We start from the raw sequence: 15,979 nt of genomic DNA on the forward strand, positions 1-15,979 counted from the left end.
TCTCCGGTAACCTTTTTGTCATGAGTATTGTTTTAGACAGAATAGGCAAATCTTTAGGGACGAGAGTCTTATTTGACGATGTCTCCGTCGTTTTCAACCCGGGAAATCGCTATGGCTTAACAGGACCGAACGGAGCAGGAAAATCTACTTTATTAAAGATAATCATGGGTGTCGTCGAACCGACGAAAGGACATGTTTCTTTACCTCGCAGAATCGGTATTTTACGACAAAACATCGAAGAGTTTCATAATAACACTCTCTTGGAGTGTGTTATTATGGGCAACACAAAACTCTGGGACACGATACAAAAAAGAGATGCTCTTTATCTTGAAGAGTTCGACGATGCTAAAGGCATGCTTTTAGCCGAGCTAGAAGAAATCATAGGAGAAGAAGGAGGCTATGTTGCCGAGCAGGAAGCCGAATCACTTCTCATCGGAATCGGGATCCCTTCTGCATTTCATGACAAAAAAATGTCAACCGTTCCTCTGGATTTTCAATTTCGAACTTTGTTATGTCAAGCCTTATTCGGTAGTCCCGAAGCACTTCTTCTTGACGAGCCGACTAACCATTTGGATTTACATTCGATTCAATGGTTGGCCGAATTTTTGAGAACTTATCCGGGCACGGTAATTGTCGTAAGTCACGATAGGCATTTCCTAAATAAAGTAACGACTCATATTGCTGATATCGACTACGACACCATCATTATCTATCCGGGGAATTATGATGATATGATAGAGATGAAAACAGCTGCCCGCGAAAGAGAAAAAGCGGATATTAAATCTAAGGAAACCAAAATTTCTCAATTAAAAGATTTCGTAGCCAAATTCGGAGCAGGCACTAGGGCTAGTCAGGTGCAGTCACGAATTCGAGAAATAAAGAAACTGCAACCTCAAGATCTCAAAAAGTCTAATATTCAGCGTCCGTATATTCGATTTGAAACGCCGGATCAATCTTCCGGGAAAGTCGTTTGTAAGTTGGTAAACGTATCCAAGAGTTACGGAGACAATTGCGTCATCAAAAATTTTTCCTTAGAAATTCATCAAAACGACAAAATAGGTATCATCGGTAACAACGGTTTAGGTAAGACGACACTATTGAAATTAATAAGTGGAGTTTTAGAACCGGACTCGGGAACCATTAATATCGGTCATCAAGTTAAGCAGACGTATTTTCCGCAAAATCACTCCGATATTCTCGGAAATAATCGTAAAGAAAAACTATTTGATTGGTTGAGAAACAAAAAGCAGGGCGTTTACGATCAGGAAATCAGAAGCGTACTCGGAAAGTTATTATTTGCCGGGGATGATGCTTTCAAGTGTATAGAGGCTTTATCCGGAGGAGAATCCGCACGTTTAATTTTAGCGGCGTTGATGCTTGAGCCTCATAATTTCATGATTTTAGACGAACCGAACAATCATTTGGATTTGGAGGCCGTCTCCGCATTGGCCTGGGGCATAGACGACTATAAAGGAACGGCGATTTGCGTCAGTCATGACAGGAGCTTAGTTGAAGTTTTTGCAAAAAAAATCGTTGCTTTTGAAGAAAGCGGTATTCGCATTTATGACGGTCCTCTAACCGAATACCTGGAAAGAACGTCAAGATAAAAATTTCGGTCCGTCTTTAAATAAGAAAAAAAGATACAAATTTTGACATGTTACCTCAAATTATTCTCGGTTCTCAATCACCCCAAAGAAAATTAATCCTTGAACACTTTAAGATACCGTTTTTAACGATTGTTTCTCATTTCGATGAGACTTCCGTTCTTCAGAATACCGATATCGGTCAATATGCGATAAACGTTTCTTTGGGTAAATCCGAATCCTTACAAAAAGAATTTTCTAAAGATTGTCTTATCATTACGGCAGACACGGTCGTTTATCAAAAAGGTGAAATATTTCATAAGCCGATCGATGAAATGCATGCCGTTGACATGCTTCGCAGATTAGCTTCTAAGCCTCATTGGGTTTTTACCGGCGTTACCGTTTCCTTAAATTCGGTGACTGTTTCCCGGTATGAAAAAACGGAACTTATCCTACGATCCGTCGATGATAAACATCTTATGAACTATGTAAAAGCTTTTAATACCTTAGATAAGTGTGGAGGCTATAGTGTTCAGGACGGCGGAAGTTTGATTGTCGAAAAGATTAACGGATGCAGTTATAACGTGAGAGGTCTTCCCATCAACACCTTGTATCAACTTTTACTTCAATTAGGTATTAATTTGTGGAATTTCATTTCTTAATGTTAAGAAGATTTTTTTGGGTTTTCTTATTTGTCTTGCTGTGTAATCACAATCCGAAAGTCTATGGAGATTATACGTGTGTCGTTAAAAATAAAATTTTTTCGGAAACCGTTTATAAAACTCCCGAAAAATCGTTTGCAATCTATCTGAAACACTATCGACAAGTAGGTTATCACGATTTCCGTTTACTTAGAAAAATGTCGGAATTCATTCTCAACATCGGATATCAAACAAATGACCCTTATCTGAAAAAATGTTGCGTTTTGGGCGCCGGTATTTCGGGTTCTTCGTCATCTTTGGAAATTTTATCGAAAGCAGCTGAAGAATCCGACTATGTCCTACAACTCCTAACCTTGTCGGTATTAAATAATTTCACCGGAAAAACGGTAGAGTCCATTCTCCTAACAGCTTCCGGCTCTCCCCATCCCATTGTCAAAATGGAAGCCATTTATAGATTGGCATTATTAAGATATCCCTATGTCATAGATCGATTAAGAACATTTTTAGATAAAATTCCGCATTCCTTTAAACCTCTTATAGGGAACATATTAATCCATATAGAAAATGAAGAATCGAATGCGTATATCAAACAGTTGTTATGCGACTCCGATCCGGTTATCCGTAGTCAAATCGCTGTGTTGGCTGCAGAAAATAATCGCGATTATTTTCTTAATAACGTGCGCAATCTAGCTCACGGGGCTCATCCATGCGAGCGAGAAGCCGCCGCTTTTGCTCTCGGCAAATTACAAGATTTTTCATGCTACGAATACCTAAAAACAGGTCTGAACAAAAAAAATTCATATGTTAAAATCGCTTCCGCTTTGGCATTGGGATTATTAGGTCGAGATACCGAGGTGGTTGAAATTTTAAAGAGAGAAATTCGTGACAACAACAATCCGTTTGCCGTTCATGCTTTTCATTATTTTCCTAAGGAACATGCCGAAAAAATACTCCTTCCCATTTTCAAAACTACGGAGAATGAAGAGATCAAATTCAATTGTGCAGAAGTGTTGACTTCACTTCAGGTCCTTGATCCGGCTCCTTATGAATACATTACCGAAATTTTATTATCCAAAGAACACCGACCTTTTTTTGTTCCTGCTTGTTCTCCCGGATATTCTCTCTCTTATTATAAAATGATTTCAAATTCACAATCACTTAAAATGCTTTATGAAAATTCATACGCTCTAAACGATCAAATCTATGCGAAACTTTTGAAAAATCTCATTTCCGCACCCGATTCTTATTTATCCCGTGACACTGTCATCAAGCTTTTAAAAACGCAGGAAGAAAAATTAAATCCGATTCTCATGAATTTTATCGGGAATAGAGGGAGTATCGAGGATTTAAAAATTCTTGAAGCTGCCTCGGAACTGCCTGGAATTCCTTTTACTCGAGCTTACGCGAATATGCTCTTGTATAAAATCACGCAAGATCCTCAAAAAGCCGCCGTACTTCGAAATTGGGTTAAAGAAGCCGTAACAAACACGGTATTGTTGGAAGAAAAGGAATCTTCTTCCGATTTCAAAAAGAAACCTTTTCTTAAATTTATGGTTACACCCGAACAAAAAACACAACTTTTAGTCGAAGCTCTCGAAACTCTCGTTCAATCAAAAAAAGAAGAAGACATCGCTCTCTTCTTGGAAATGTTAAGTCATAAAGAAAATAAGAATTTTTATCTTCTTGTCGGATTACTGATAAAAATCGCAGAATAATAATGAAGAAGAAAAAATACTTTTACCTTTCGGCAGCTCTTATTTTCACCTCTCTTTTTTCTTATTCACATACGGACGGTTTTGAAACTTTTGAGAAATCCGGAAAATATCTCAATCAATTAAAGAAACTTCCGGGAGCCATTGATATCGAAGATGGTTCCATTACCCTAACCGATAATTTAACGATTCAAGCCAATAAGTTTCATTCCGAAGAAAGCAAATCAGATGGTTTCGTTTTAAAAGCTTCCGGAAACGTCATGGTCTCATATAATCGCTATACATTTATCTGTGATGAATTTGAATATAACGAAAAAAATGAAATCGCTTGTCTGACGAACGGAAAATTTGCCGTATTCCCTTGGTTCATCGGAGGCAAAAGCATCATTATTAAAAATTCCGGAATAAAAGTTAAAAAAGGATATGTGTCCACATCGGAAGGCCCTCAAAAAAATGTCGTCCTCAGTAGTCCCCTTATTTCTTTTTCCTCAAACGATATTCTAACTATTCATAGAGCTGTTTTAAAAATTAAACATATTCCGGTCTTCTTCTTCCCTACTATTTCTTTCAATCCCAATAAAATCAAACGTCCTCCGTTTTCTCTAAGAGGAGGAGGAGGAGGTTTTTTGGGCTCTTACGTAGGGATCAATTACTGTCCTTTCTCTTCCAAAACATTTTCCAAGACACTGATCTTCGATCACTTTTTCGGCAATGGGGTGGGATTCGGGTCGAATTTAAGTTATAAAAAAAGTGATTGTCAGTTCATTGATTTAAAAAATTATTATGCTCATAGCTTATGCATCGATACTCCGAATTCTCATGATCGCTATCGACTCAAGGGAAAGTATTTATTCCGAAACGATAATTCGAATGCACTCGTTTTCCGGGGGTGCTATCATGTTACCGATAGCTGGGAAACTATTGCCGATATTTCTCCACGAAATTTTTCTCTCCCGAATACCGGCCCCACTGAATTTTCTCTTTATCGAAATACGAACCTATCGCATTTTCTTTTAAGAACCCGTTTTAAAGTTAATGATTTTCAAAGTGTTGAGAAAGAACTTCCTTATGTTTTCGTGAATAAGAAGGCAGGATCTTTTAAAAACCTTTTTTTCTTTGAAAACAGTTTTGATATAGGCTACCGCGATTATTCATTCAGTTATAACATCCCTAATGCCAAATCTTTTTCATGCCTGAGAGCCTCTTTAAACCCACGATTTTATACTTTGCTTCCTATAAAAATGGGTTCTCTTTCCCCCGGAATAGAATTTATAGGCATCTACTATAATAAAACCCCGGAAGGAATGCCTGAACAGCAATTAGTGGGAAAATACTCTCTCGATTACAAATGGGCATTAATGAAAAAATTTTCCTCAGGAAAACATTTTGTAGAACCTTACGTGACCTGTAAGGGAATTACACATCCGCAATTGAAAAACAATGAACATTATATCTTTTCGGTGAGGGACGCCTTTAATATTCTTCATTTATTTAAGTCCGGTTTCAGTTCCGTTTTTTTAAATACGCAAGGCGTATCTTTATTTAACTGTGACATAGGAACCCTAACTCTCTGGAATAATAAAACAACCGGTGATCTCTTTCCTAAAATTTACGTAAAAGGAACTTTATCCCCTACAACAACTTCTAAGATAAATCTGGAGACTGAATGGATTACAAAAAAACACACTTGGGATCACTGGAATATTTCATGGAAATGGGCTCCCGGAAAAAACTTGGCCATATCCTCGGAATTCTTGCATAGAAGCAAATACAGCTGGATTAAATCGGATAAGTCGGATTTTGTTTTGGACGTATCCAGAACGGAAAAAGAGCTTCTTCAATCTCCCCTTTCGGACGCAAGAAACCTTCTGCTTTCAAAAATATTCGTTCGATTACATCCCGGTCTTAGCTATAAATTATTTTTAAGACACGGTCGCAGAGAAAAAGACAAACCCGGATATTTCGAATATCAGATGACCTTAGTCTCGAAAATCTTCGAACACTGGTGCCTGGAAACGATTTATGAACATAGGGAAGCGGATAATCGACTGTTTTTCCTATTACAATTGGATGGGGGCTATAAGATCTAAAGGTTAACGAAAACTTGCATATTTTTTCTTAATCAAAGCCAAATCTTTTTCCAGCTTTCTTCGTTCTTCTTTTTTAAGACGATCTATAAATAAAACACCATTCAAATGGTCGTTTTCATGCATGAGTACGCGAGCACTGAACCCGGAATATGATCGATGAAATGATTCTTCTTTTTCATTTTGATAAGAAATATCGATGGATTGGGGACGAAAAACCTGTGCTTTAAGTTTCGGTATTGACAGACACCCCTCGGAAGCTATTAAATTTTTTTTTCCGGGATTTTTTAAAATCGGATTGATATAAACCAAAGGTTCATCATAAAACATCAACTTTTGCTCTTCATCTTCTCCCTTGATGCAAGAGATAAAGACTCTCAGTGAAACACCTATCTGAGGAGCAGCTAAGCCAATGCCTTTAGCAGCAGCGACCGTTTCTTTTAAATCATCGATCAAATGAAAGAGAGAATCGTTAAAGTCGACTACCGGAAGAGCCTTAGCTCTCAAAATCGGATGATCGTAATAACATAGATTCCTAATCATCTGGATTACCGACAGGATTTTCTATAGACCCTAACTCATGATCAGGTAATTTTTTGCCTAAAGCGCTAGTCCAAACCGACAAGATTACACATCCCAATACGAAAATCACCGATAGCCATGCCGTTATTCTTTTTAAAACGACCGGTGTTGAAACTCCAAAGACGGAATCTCCCGAATCCACACCGAAAGAAGCCCCCAATCCCATACTTTTACTTTCTTGTATTAAAACTAAAAAGCACACGGACACGGACACTAATAAAAGAAAAAATAAAAAAGCGTAGTATAAAAATAACATAATTCAAACTCTTATATTGAGGAATAGTTAGACACAATTTCAAAAAACGAAACGGGTGACAATGAAGCTCCGCCGACCAATACACCGTCAATGTTAGGCAAAACGGAAATTTCAGATATGTTGGTCGCGTTTACCGAACCTCCATACAAAACGGAAATCCCAGCAGCTTTCTCAGGAGCCATCACTTCACCCAAAACTTGTCTGATAAATTGATGAATGTTTTCAATTTCTTCATTTTCGGGAACGTTGCCCGTTCCTATAGCCCAAACAGGTTCATAAGCCAAAACAAAATCATTACCGATATCCACTTTGGATAACCCATCGGTAATTTGTCTCCTTAGAACATTTTTCGTTAAGTTTTGCTGTCTTTCTTCCGCAGTTTCTCCTATACAAAACACAGGAAGCATTCCGGCAAGTAAAACCCTCCGAATCTTGAGAGAAACAATGAAATCCGTCTCACCGAATAAGATTCGTCTTTCGGAATGACCTACAATAACGAACTCCGCTCCGGCTTCCTTAAGCATACATGAAGAAATTTCTCCGGTAAAAGCTCCTTGTTCTTCCGATGAGACGTTTTGCGCTCCGGGCAATACTCTTCCGGAAGAAGCCAGATCCGCAGTCAAGGACAATGCGGTAAAAGGTACCGCTATTCCGATATACCCAGGAAACAAGTGCTCCTGCATTAAAGAAACAAATTCATCGAAAAAAGCAACGGATTCAAGACAAGTCTTATGCATTTTCCAATTTCCGAGAATATAATTTTTACGAGACACGAAAACAACCTCAGATGACTTTTAAACAAGAAAACAATGAGATTTTATCATCAATATAAAGAGGAAGTCAAGTAATAGACTCAATCGAATCTTCTTATTGCAAAACAAATAATTTACGAAATGAACACAAAGTTGATATAATCCTTTGAGATTTTAGACCGACTGGAAGAAAAGCGAATGACCTTAGGAACTTCTATCATGACAGTCAGTGATCTAACGGCAGGGATCAAGCACGCTCTTCAAACCGAATTTTCCTCCATTACGGTCAAGGGTGAGATGAGCAATGTCACCTTACACTCGCGCGGACATCTATATTTCGATCTTAAAGATTCGCAAGCTAAAATAGCTTGCGTTTGTTTTCATTTTAAAACGAAATATGCCATAACCCCTAAAGAAGGTGATGCCGTCGTTATCCAAGGAAGCGTCACCGTTTATGCTCCTCAAGGTAAATATCAGATCGCGGTGGATCGCCTTACTTTTTCGGGACTCGGAGAATTACTTTTACGATTCGAACGTCTAAAAAATTTCTTTTCGGAAAAAGGCTATTTCGATTGTTCAATAAAAAAGGCTCTGCCTCAATCACCCGTAAATATCGGTGTGATTACGAGTCCGACAGGAGCCGTTATCCGAGATATTATTAACGTGCTTTCAAGACGAAGTCGTTCTTTCCGACTAATTTTGAATCCGGTACGCGTTCAGGGTCCCGGATCGCCTGAAGAAATAGCTGATGCTTTGAAAATATTCAACGAACGCCAAGCGGTTGATGTTATCATTCTGGCACGAGGAGGCGGCAGTATAGAAGATCTTTGGAGCTTCAACGAGCCTATCGTAGTCGAATCCATTTTCAAAAGCCGAGTACCCGTTATTTCTGCGATCGGACATGAAACCGATTTCACTTTATCGGATTTTGTTGCCGATCTAAGAGCTCCCACTCCATCCGCCGCCGCTGAACTTATCACCGTTGAAAGCATTCAAGAAGAGATACGTCTATTAAATCTCTTTAAACAAGCTTTTAACAAAGCTTTGTTCCGATTGAAACAGGCCCATAATCAATTACTTTCTCTGAAAAAACAATTGGAGCTTTCCGATTTTCATCGTTCCGCAAGCCAGCGGTCGGATTACTTGAAAGACGCTCTCGACAGAAGTTTTCGCGCCCGACTAGATAGGGGCATTCTCAAATTATCTCTTATTAAGCGTAGTGCGATTCATGCGTTTTCCTTTAACAACTTCAGTGAACGGTTGTGGAGACTCCTCGAATCCTTAAACCCATCGATTGCAAATACGATTCTTCAAACGAAACAATTGCTCTTGGGATACCGAAACATCATGGAGCACTTATGTTTTCGTATTAAAAACCGTAGTTTCTGTTTAAAAGATTTATCTCATAGAGGAGATCAATTAAATTACGGGATAATCAAGACAATCTCGTCTTCAAAAAAAATGTTGGATCTTTGCGTACAAGAGGCCGGTCATATTTTCCATTCGAACTTGAATTCTCATAAACAACGCTTCGAAAGATGTCGAGAGCAACTCGAAGCCCTTCATCCTGACCGTGCTTTTAAACGAGGGTTCTCAATGCTCTTGGATTTTAATACTCGTTCGGCTATTTTTTCCAAGCAGGATTTACTTCCGGAGACTCGAGTCTTAGCCGTGTTTCGTGATGGGGAAGCTTCGCTTTTCGTAGATAAAAACTAAAAATAGGTACGATTCATGACAAAAAAACAAACTCTAGGTTTTGAAGAGGCCGTTGCCCGTCTGGAAGAAATCATTGATTTTATGAACTCAGGTAAAACGTCCTTGGACGATTCGTTAAAGCTTTACGAAGAAGCGAATGAACTCATGACTTTTTGCGACAAAAGAATTGCCCAAGTTGAAAAAAGAGTCGCCGATTTAAATAAGAAAAGAACTTCCGATCTTGATGTCTTGGCGACTGGGGACAGTTGCGATTCATGACGGACGATATCTCGACGCCGGAGTCCTTAAAGAAAAAATTGACTTCTCTTATGGAATCAATGGACAACGATAATTTTTGTTTTGAGGAATTTTTTGAAATTTACGAACAATTCGTTGATAACCTAAAACTCGTTTTAAAAAACGAACGAAAGGAATGTCGTGAACTGAAGATAATAGCGAAAGATGATGTCGGAAATGTTTTAACATCGGCAAACGGGGATCTCGTTGTAAATGATTTTAATCTTGGGAGAATCATCGATTGAACATCGAGACCGTTATGAATAAAGAATATCCTTATCTCGAAAAAATCCATTCACCGGATGATTTAAAAAAATTTTCTCTACAAGAACTTCCTGAAGTTGCAGATGACATCCGAAGAAAAATTATCAATGTCTTAGCTAAAACCGGAGGCCACCTCTCCTCTAATCTAGGAGTCATCGAGTTAACTTTGGCTCTTCATTACGTTTTTGATTCTCCGCACGATAAATTTATTTTCGACGTGGGTCATCAAATGTATACCCACAAATTGATTACCGGAAGAAACAACGATCAATTTTTGAATATACGTTCGGATGGGGGGTTAAGCGGCTTTTCCTGTCCTACCGAATCGGAACACGATCTGTTCTTTTCCGGACATGCCGGAAATGCTCTTTCACTGGCTTTAGGACTGGCAGCGAGATCAGAGTCTTCGAAAGACCACGTGATTCCTTTTATAGGAGACGCTTCTTTATCATGCGGACTGTCATTGGAGGCTCTAAACAATATTTCCGAAGATACTCCGAATTTAATCGTCATTTTAAACGATAATAAAATGTCCATCTCGGAAAACGTCGGTAAAATCGCTCATGTATTGATTAAATTATTGAACAACCCAACAGCCAGCAAATTGACGAAAAAATTGGAAAAACTGGTAAAAAAAATACCCGGTTACGGATTGAAGTTAATGGAATACGGAAAACAGCTTTCGACATCCTTAAAAAATCTTTTTTCACCGGCACCCTTCTTTGAGCAGTTCGGTTTATCTTATATCGGCCCCGTCGACGGACATGATATCAGAAAGTTAATTCCTCTTTTGCAATCCGTGAAAAATCAACCTTTTCCTATTATTATACATGCAGTTACGGTAAAAGGCAGAGGCGTGGAAGATGCTCAGACCAATCCTTCATTATATCATGGAGTATCTCCTAATTTTGACAAAAAATCATGCGAGTATGTGACTCCGGAAAATGCCGCTAAACAAACGTTTCCGAAAATTTTCGGACAACAAATCGAGAAATTGGGCGAACTCTATCCCGAATTGCATGTCATTACTCCGGCTATGTCATTGGGTTCTTGCCTCGAAGATTTTAAAATGAAATACCCCGAACGATTTTTCGATGTCGGTATAGCCGAAGGTCATGCCGTTACCTTTTCGGCAGGCATTGCCAAACAAAAATCAAAAAAAATTGTCTGTTCCATTTATTCGTCATTTTTATCTCGCGCTTTCGATAATCTCTTTCACGATGTCTGTTTACAAAATCTCCCCGTAATCTTCGGTATAGACCGAGCAGGATTAGCTTACGGAGACGGTATGAGTCACCAAGGTATTTACGATATAGGATTCCTTCGTTCCATGCCTAATATGATCATCTGTCAACCTCGAAACGGCTTATTGCTCAGGGAATTATTGATTTCTTCTCTTTCTTGGAATGTTCCTGTAGCCATTCGTTACCCCAACAAAGAAACGCAAGATCCTAAATTGACTCCGATAACGAGAGAAATAGGAAAAGGAGAAATTCTAACCCGCGGAGAAGATCTTCTTATTATCGGATTGGGTCATATGGCAGACTTAGCGTTGACTTTAAGAGAAATATTCCTATCCGTTGGTATCCTTCCCACGGTGTTTGACCCTATCTTCGTAAAACCTTTAGATAAAAATCTGTTAAGTCTTCTCTTAATGTCTCATACAAAAGTAATCATCATTGAAGAACACTCAGTGAAAACGGGACTGGCTGCGGAATTCAATGAATTTTTGGTTAATTATCATTTTAAAGCGGACGTACTTAATTTCGGAGTTCCGGATATATTTCTTTCTCACGGAAAATCGCAAACTGTTTTAAAAAATATCGGGTTAACCGCCGAACAAATTTTCACCAAAAGCATGACTGCATTCGGCATGAAACAAAACAATAGATCATCCGGTATTAAACTATGAGCGTTTTGATTTTCGGTAATCCCACCAAATCCGATTTTCAAAGAACGGTTTTGAAACTTCTCCCCTTATTGAAAAAACTCAATCTTCATGCCGAAACCACTTCGGAATGCGCGAAAATTCTGAATTTGCCTTTGTTCGATAAAACTGCACCTAAGAATTACTCTATGATTTTATCTCTTGGAGGAGACGGAACTATTCTTCGTGCGGTTAGGGCGTTCGATAATGATGTTCCTCCCATAGTAGGCTTGAATTTAGGTCGCTTAGGATTCATGGCAGATATTTCAATAGATGAAAGTTTAGACGCATTAGAAACTCTTCTCGATTCGCATTCTCGAATCGTCAATCAAACTACCATATCGGGCTCTGTGGCAAGCGCAGAACATAGCGAAGAACATACCGAGTTTGCTTTGAACGATATCATCATTCACAGAGGCAATATTCCCCATCTTATTGATCTAGCCGTTTTCGTAGACGGTTGTCTGATTAATACTTTTTCCGCCGATGGTATTATTTTTGCAACACCTAACGGATCTACCGCTTATTCATTATCTGCAGGCGGACCTATTTTGGATATTAACGTTGACGGTATACTTATTACTCCTATTTGTCCTCATACGACATTGAATAAGTCCGTTGTCGTCAATCCCAAGAAATCGATTAATGTTGTGTATCTAAACGATTATGGTCCCATACAGATCAACTATGACGGTGTCGTCCACCTGGATTTTGCTAAAGGGCAAAATTTCATTTGCAAAAAGGGCACAAAAGAAATTCCTTTTTTGAAACCGCAAGAATACGATTATTTCGTAACACTCCGTTCAAAATTGAATTGGAACGGTTTGCCTCAGGGGTTTAAAAAACGATAAAGAAGGACGAAATCTTCGAGCGACAAATTTTCCGCTCGTACTTGCGGAGATTTAGACATTCGTTCTAAACCCTGTCTGACTTTTTCCTTGTCATACAAAGCTTCCAAAGCATTGACAAGCATTTTTCTTCTCATATGAAAAGCTTTGCGAGTCATCTTAAAAAATGCTTCTCTCTCATTCAAAGGGAGAGGAAATTCTTTTTTTACCGTCATATGAACCACCGAGGAATGAACGGCCGGTTTAGGAAAAAAACAAGAAGGAGATACATTGAAAGCTATTTTCACGTTTGCATGAAAAGCCAGAAAAACACTGAAAGAACCGTAATTGACAGAAGAGGGTGTAGCTGCCGCTCTTTGAGCCATTTCTTTTTGAATCATAACGGTTACGGAATTGAATTTCCCCAAGGCCTTTTCAAAAAGCATAATTAATATAGGGGTGGTGATATGATAGGGAAGATTGGCTACGACTTTCCCTCCTTCCGGAAGAGCAGCGAAAGAAAAATCCTTAATATCCTGCATAAATACGGTAATGGGTAGCTTTTCAAGTTCATCTTGAAATAACAGATCCTTTTCTACAACGACTACGTTAGCTCCGGTCGCAACCAAAAATTCGGTTAAAGCCCCATAGCCGGGACCTATTTCAAGAATCGAGTCTTTATCGGATATATCAGCAACAGCCACAATCTTACGCACGATATTGGCATCTATAAGAAAATTTTGCGAAAAAGATTTCCTTGGTCTTTTTCCATTAGCTTTGAAAAAAGAGGTTATCTTTTCAGGTGAACTTCTTTTCATCGATTATAGCCAGGAAAATAAACCATTGAAATGAGAGAATTTCTCAGGTAGCATCGTAATGTCATATCCGTAACGATATCGCAGCTTTTCTCTGTATTCTTTATCAAAGACAACCAATTTTTCTTCAATCAAAGATTTTTTCAAAGAATTTTCAAGAGATGCGAAAGACTGGGGCTTACAAATTTCCTTCGCATGCAGAACGAATAATCGATAAGAATCCTTATAAGCAACGGGATCTCCAACCATACGATTCTCATCTATACTACACAAAGCCTGTCTATGATAATCCGATATGTCACAATCCTTCCTTAAAAACTCATCGGAAAACGATACCTGTCCTCCGGATGCCAGGGCTATGGCTTTGACTCGTTCTTTATCCCATACTTTTGAATCATTCAGACGATTGATTATTTTTTCGGCTAACTGAAAAGCACTCCGCGAATCGCACGCATGAATCTTTAAGACACTATATCTCCAATTGACTTCTTCCGAAGAATTAGCAATAAACTTTGCATAGCGTTCTTTTACGGCTTTAGGAGTTACGGATAAAGAAGCCTTGGATCGTACCATCAAAGACATCATTTTATGCGAAATCAACATTCGAAAGACGGTCAAATAAACATCGTTATAAGTCATTTCGAAAGCATCGGTAAATGTCGTCAATTTATCTCCGAAAATTCTTATAATTTCCTGTTTAACGTCAGTACTCTCGATTCTGATTTTTTTCTCATCGGCGTCGGTAGCCATCAAAAATTCATCAACGGTAGCTTCAAAAGCAGTTTGCCACATAGAGTCATAAAATTGCATTCTAGCGGAAACGGAATCAATCAAAGGTTCGTAATAAGTAAAAAATAAAATATTCATTTTATGAATAACATCCATCAAAGTCATGACTTTATCTTTTACTTTCAAAATCACATGATTATGAACTATCATTCCTGCAGGATCTACAGGAGCCTCAGGCTTTTCGTCACTTCCGTTCAATACGAAAGGAGAAAACATATAAGGTTCCGATGAAAAACAGGTTCCGATAAAATACGACGATGCAATCACGACCGTAAGAATCGTTTTCAACAAACAATACATAGTCGTCATCCTCCTCTATCCTAATATTCCAATCCTAAACACCGCAACGTGACCCGAGCGATTTTAGACGTTTGTACTTATCTTTACAAGAATTAGTGAGTAAATGGCTATCTGAACATTTTAAAAATCGGGCTCTACGGAAGTTCCTTCCGATCCTAAATACGAAATACGCCCTCCCGATCTAAAACACAATTTCTTGGAACAACCAAAAATGCTTGCTACATCACCGGGTCTTTTTACAAACATCGCTCTCTGTTCAGAGGAATTCATAGTTCCTCGTTCTCGATAAGCTTTATGACATTCCCCGATAAAACTTGCGGAACAATGTTCGAATAATACCGAGGATGCTTTAGCCTCGTCTTCAAATAACGGATGTTCCCGCCAATTAACACCGGCATCCACCAGAAGAGTCTTAAAACGCTTTTTTAACTCACTGATCTTTTGCTTATCCGACGAAGATAAAGAACTCATTTCCGGATGATAAGCTCCATTAATCACGACCTTCCCTTTCATGAACAATAAAAGAGTAATCAAAGCCATTATTTCTTCTATCTTGATGCAACTCGATTCATTAATTCCCATCAAAATAATCATATCAATTACGACGGCTACTAAAGTCATTGCCTCGCCTACAGAAAGAGGTTTTAACCTACCGTCTTTCAGATCCGACACGTATACTTCCTGTAGCGTCGCTGTTAAATAACCGATATTAAGAGCTTCTAGGTTTTCCGTTTTAAATGTTGTATCCACATAAGTCAAAACAGGAATGCTTTCACCTTCGTAAGACTTAAGATAACCGGCATCGACATAGCACGGATTAAGTAATTGAGAGCCGTCAAATAAAAACGAAAAACCAGAAGACCCTTGACTCAAGGTTTCCACGCAAGACATTTGCGCGTGTTTCCAATCAGCCTGAGATTTACTCAAACGCAAACAAGAAATGCCGGTGCTTTGAAACACATTGGCTTGTTGCTTAAGAATCGATTTCTCACTGTCTTTCAACTTCATGCCGCATTCAAAATACTGATCGATATCTATCAATGATTGATTAAAAGCCAAACCCACTGCAATTTCGCCATACTCCACACATAAATCTTGGACGAAAGCAGTCAAACGTGCTCGAGACAAACCGGAAAGATATCTTTTCGAGGAGCAACAATCAACTGCTCTTTGGCATAAAGAACGAGGCGGATCTTGATCCGATTCCACATAACTTATCAACCCGCAACAACCCATATGCGGTGTAATATCGCAAATTTTCCTTATTTTGAATATAACATTGGACAAATTGCCATTGTGAGTTTCGGCTAGACTTCTTAATTCAATACTTTCCGGATGACTTCCTTCATTTCCTCTTAGACGGCAACAATTAAATATTGACACAAATAATTAAATTGAAAAATTTAAAAACATAAATATAATGAAAATAAA

15 protein-coding genes are annotated in these 15,979 nt (G+C 38.5%); 9 read left to right on the top strand and 6 right to left on the bottom strand.

Annotated elements, in window-relative coordinates:
- Positions 1 to 20: 20 nt before the first annotated feature.
- Genes RSA43_01755 through RSA43_01770 form a run of 4 tightly spaced genes read left to right on the top strand, consistent with a single transcriptional unit; the run spans position 21 to position 6,047 of the window.
- Positions 21 to 1,607, top strand: coding sequence for an ABC-F family ATP-binding cassette domain-containing protein (locus tag RSA43_01755; GenBank protein ID MEG2496013.1), 1,587 nt, complete (start codon positions 21 to 23; stop codon positions 1,605 to 1,607).
- 47 nt (positions 1,608 to 1,654) lie between these two features.
- Positions 1,655 to 2,245: a Maf family nucleotide pyrophosphatase gene (locus RSA43_01760; protein MEG2496014.1), complete on the top strand. Its 591-nt coding sequence runs from the start codon at positions 1,655 to 1,657 to the stop codon at positions 2,243 to 2,245.
- Entirely contained in the window at positions 2,227 to 3,960 is a 1,734-nt protein-coding gene (locus RSA43_01765; protein MEG2496015.1) for a HEAT repeat domain-containing protein, read from the top strand. Before RSA43_01760 ends, RSA43_01765 begins: the two co-directional genes overlap by 19 nt.
- A 2-nt stretch (positions 3,961 to 3,962) precedes the next feature.
- Positions 3,963 to 6,047 carry a hypothetical protein gene (locus RSA43_01770; GenBank protein MEG2496016.1) on the top strand — a complete coding sequence of 695 codons (2,085 nt, stop codon included), beginning with the start codon at positions 3,963 to 3,965 and terminating at the stop codon, positions 6,045 to 6,047.
- Positions 6,048 to 6,050: 3 nt separating this feature from the next.
- Here RSA43_01770 and def read toward each other — a convergent pair whose 3' ends face one another.
- Genes def through tpiA form a run of 3 tightly spaced genes read right to left on the bottom strand, consistent with a single transcriptional unit; the run spans position 6,051 to position 7,655 of the window.
- Complete coding sequence (gene def / locus RSA43_01775; protein ID MEG2496017.1) at positions 6,051 to 6,587, bottom strand: peptide deformylase; 537 nt, start codon at positions 6,585 to 6,587, stop codon at positions 6,051 to 6,053.
- Positions 6,580 to 6,882, bottom strand: a complete 303-nt coding sequence (gene secG / locus RSA43_01780) for a preprotein translocase subunit SecG (protein MEG2496018.1) — start codon at positions 6,880 to 6,882, stop codon at positions 6,580 to 6,582. Before secG ends, def begins: the two co-directional genes overlap by 8 nt.
- Before the next feature lie 11 nt (positions 6,883 to 6,893).
- On the bottom strand, positions 6,894 to 7,655 hold the full coding sequence (gene tpiA / locus RSA43_01785) for a triose-phosphate isomerase (GenBank protein ID MEG2496019.1): 762 nt from the start codon (positions 7,653 to 7,655) through the stop codon (positions 6,894 to 6,896).
- A 198-nt stretch (positions 7,656 to 7,853) separates the two neighbouring features.
- Between tpiA and xseA the strand changes: the two genes are divergently transcribed.
- Genes xseA through RSA43_01810 form a run of 5 tightly spaced genes read left to right on the top strand, consistent with a single transcriptional unit; the run spans position 7,854 to position 12,668 of the window.
- The gene (gene xseA / locus RSA43_01790) at positions 7,854 to 9,350 is read left to right on the top strand and encodes an exodeoxyribonuclease VII large subunit (protein MEG2496020.1); all 1,497 of its coding nucleotides are present in this window, start codon (positions 7,854 to 7,856) and stop codon (positions 9,348 to 9,350) included.
- Between the two features lie 15 nt (positions 9,351 to 9,365).
- Positions 9,366 to 9,608 carry an exodeoxyribonuclease VII small subunit gene (gene xseB, locus RSA43_01795; GenBank protein MEG2496021.1) on the top strand — a complete coding sequence of 81 codons (243 nt, stop codon included), beginning with the start codon at positions 9,366 to 9,368 and terminating at the stop codon, positions 9,606 to 9,608.
- Positions 9,605 to 9,871, top strand: coding sequence for a hypothetical protein (locus RSA43_01800; protein ID MEG2496022.1), 267 nt, complete (start codon positions 9,605 to 9,607; stop codon positions 9,869 to 9,871). Before xseB ends, RSA43_01800 begins: the two co-directional genes overlap by 4 nt.
- A gap of 14 nt (positions 9,872 to 9,885) precedes the next feature.
- Complete coding sequence (locus RSA43_01805; GenBank protein MEG2496023.1) at positions 9,886 to 11,802, top strand: 1-deoxy-D-xylulose-5-phosphate synthase; 1,917 nt, start codon at positions 9,886 to 9,888, stop codon at positions 11,800 to 11,802.
- Positions 11,799 to 12,668: an NAD(+)/NADH kinase gene (locus tag RSA43_01810; protein MEG2496024.1), complete on the top strand. Its 870-nt coding sequence runs from the start codon at positions 11,799 to 11,801 to the stop codon at positions 12,666 to 12,668. The genes RSA43_01805 and RSA43_01810 overlap by 4 nt, the downstream gene beginning before the upstream one ends.
- Here RSA43_01810 and rsmA read toward each other — a convergent pair.
- From rsmA to RSA43_01825, 3 genes are all read right to left on the bottom strand, one after another.
- Positions 12,647 to 13,462: a 16S rRNA (adenine(1518)-N(6)/adenine(1519)-N(6))-dimethyltransferase RsmA gene (rsmA, locus tag RSA43_01815; GenBank protein MEG2496025.1), complete on the bottom strand. Its 816-nt coding sequence runs from the start codon at positions 13,460 to 13,462 to the stop codon at positions 12,647 to 12,649. The genes RSA43_01810 and rsmA overlap by 22 nt on opposite strands.
- A gap of 3 nt (positions 13,463 to 13,465) precedes the next feature.
- Positions 13,466 to 14,557, bottom strand: coding sequence for a hypothetical protein (locus tag RSA43_01820; GenBank protein ID MEG2496026.1), 1,092 nt, complete (start codon positions 14,555 to 14,557; stop codon positions 13,466 to 13,468).
- A 111-nt stretch (positions 14,558 to 14,668) separates the two neighbouring features.
- Positions 14,669 to 15,931, bottom strand: a complete 1,263-nt coding sequence (locus tag RSA43_01825) for a hypothetical protein (GenBank protein MEG2496027.1) — start codon at positions 15,929 to 15,931, stop codon at positions 14,669 to 14,671.
- Between the last annotated feature and the right edge of the window lie 48 nt (positions 15,932 to 15,979).

Source organism: Victivallaceae bacterium (assembly GCA_036659455.1).
Classification (GTDB): domain Bacteria; phylum Chlamydiota; class Chlamydiia; order Chlamydiales; family Chlamydiaceae; genus JAVXCN01.

What these genes read in the sequence shown, in the direction of transcription:
- RSA43_01755 (MEG2496013.1), top strand. Translation starts at nt 21, where the DNA reads ATGAGTATTGTTTTAGACAGAATAGGCAAATCTTTAGGGACGAGAGTC.
- RSA43_01760 (MEG2496014.1), top strand. Translation starts at nt 1,655, where the DNA reads ATGTTACCTCAAATTATTCTCGGTTCTCAATCACCCCAAAGAAAATTA.
- RSA43_01770 (MEG2496016.1), top strand. Translation starts at nt 3,963, where the DNA reads ATGAAGAAGAAAAAATACTTTTACCTTTCGGCAGCTCTTATTTTCACC.
- def (MEG2496017.1), bottom strand. Translation starts at nt 6,587, where the DNA reads ATGATTAGGAATCTATGTTATTACGATCATCCGATTTTGAGAGCTAAG.
- secG (MEG2496018.1), bottom strand. Translation starts at nt 6,882, where the DNA reads ATGTTATTTTTATACTACGCTTTTTTATTTTTTCTTTTATTAGTGTCC.
- xseA (MEG2496020.1), top strand. Translation starts at nt 7,854, where the DNA reads ATGACAGTCAGTGATCTAACGGCAGGGATCAAGCACGCTCTTCAAACC.
- xseB (MEG2496021.1), top strand. Translation starts at nt 9,366, where the DNA reads ATGACAAAAAAACAAACTCTAGGTTTTGAAGAGGCCGTTGCCCGTCTG.
- RSA43_01800 (MEG2496022.1), top strand. Translation starts at nt 9,605, where the DNA reads ATGACGGACGATATCTCGACGCCGGAGTCCTTAAAGAAAAAATTGACT.
- RSA43_01805 (MEG2496023.1), top strand. Translation starts at nt 9,886, where the DNA reads ATGAATAAAGAATATCCTTATCTCGAAAAAATCCATTCACCGGATGAT.
- RSA43_01810 (MEG2496024.1), top strand. Translation starts at nt 11,799, where the DNA reads ATGAGCGTTTTGATTTTCGGTAATCCCACCAAATCCGATTTTCAAAGA.
- rsmA (MEG2496025.1), bottom strand. Translation starts at nt 13,462, where the DNA reads ATGAAAAGAAGTTCACCTGAAAAGATAACCTCTTTTTTCAAAGCTAAT.
- RSA43_01820 (MEG2496026.1), bottom strand. Translation starts at nt 14,557, where the DNA reads ATGACGACTATGTATTGTTTGTTGAAAACGATTCTTACGGTCGTGATT.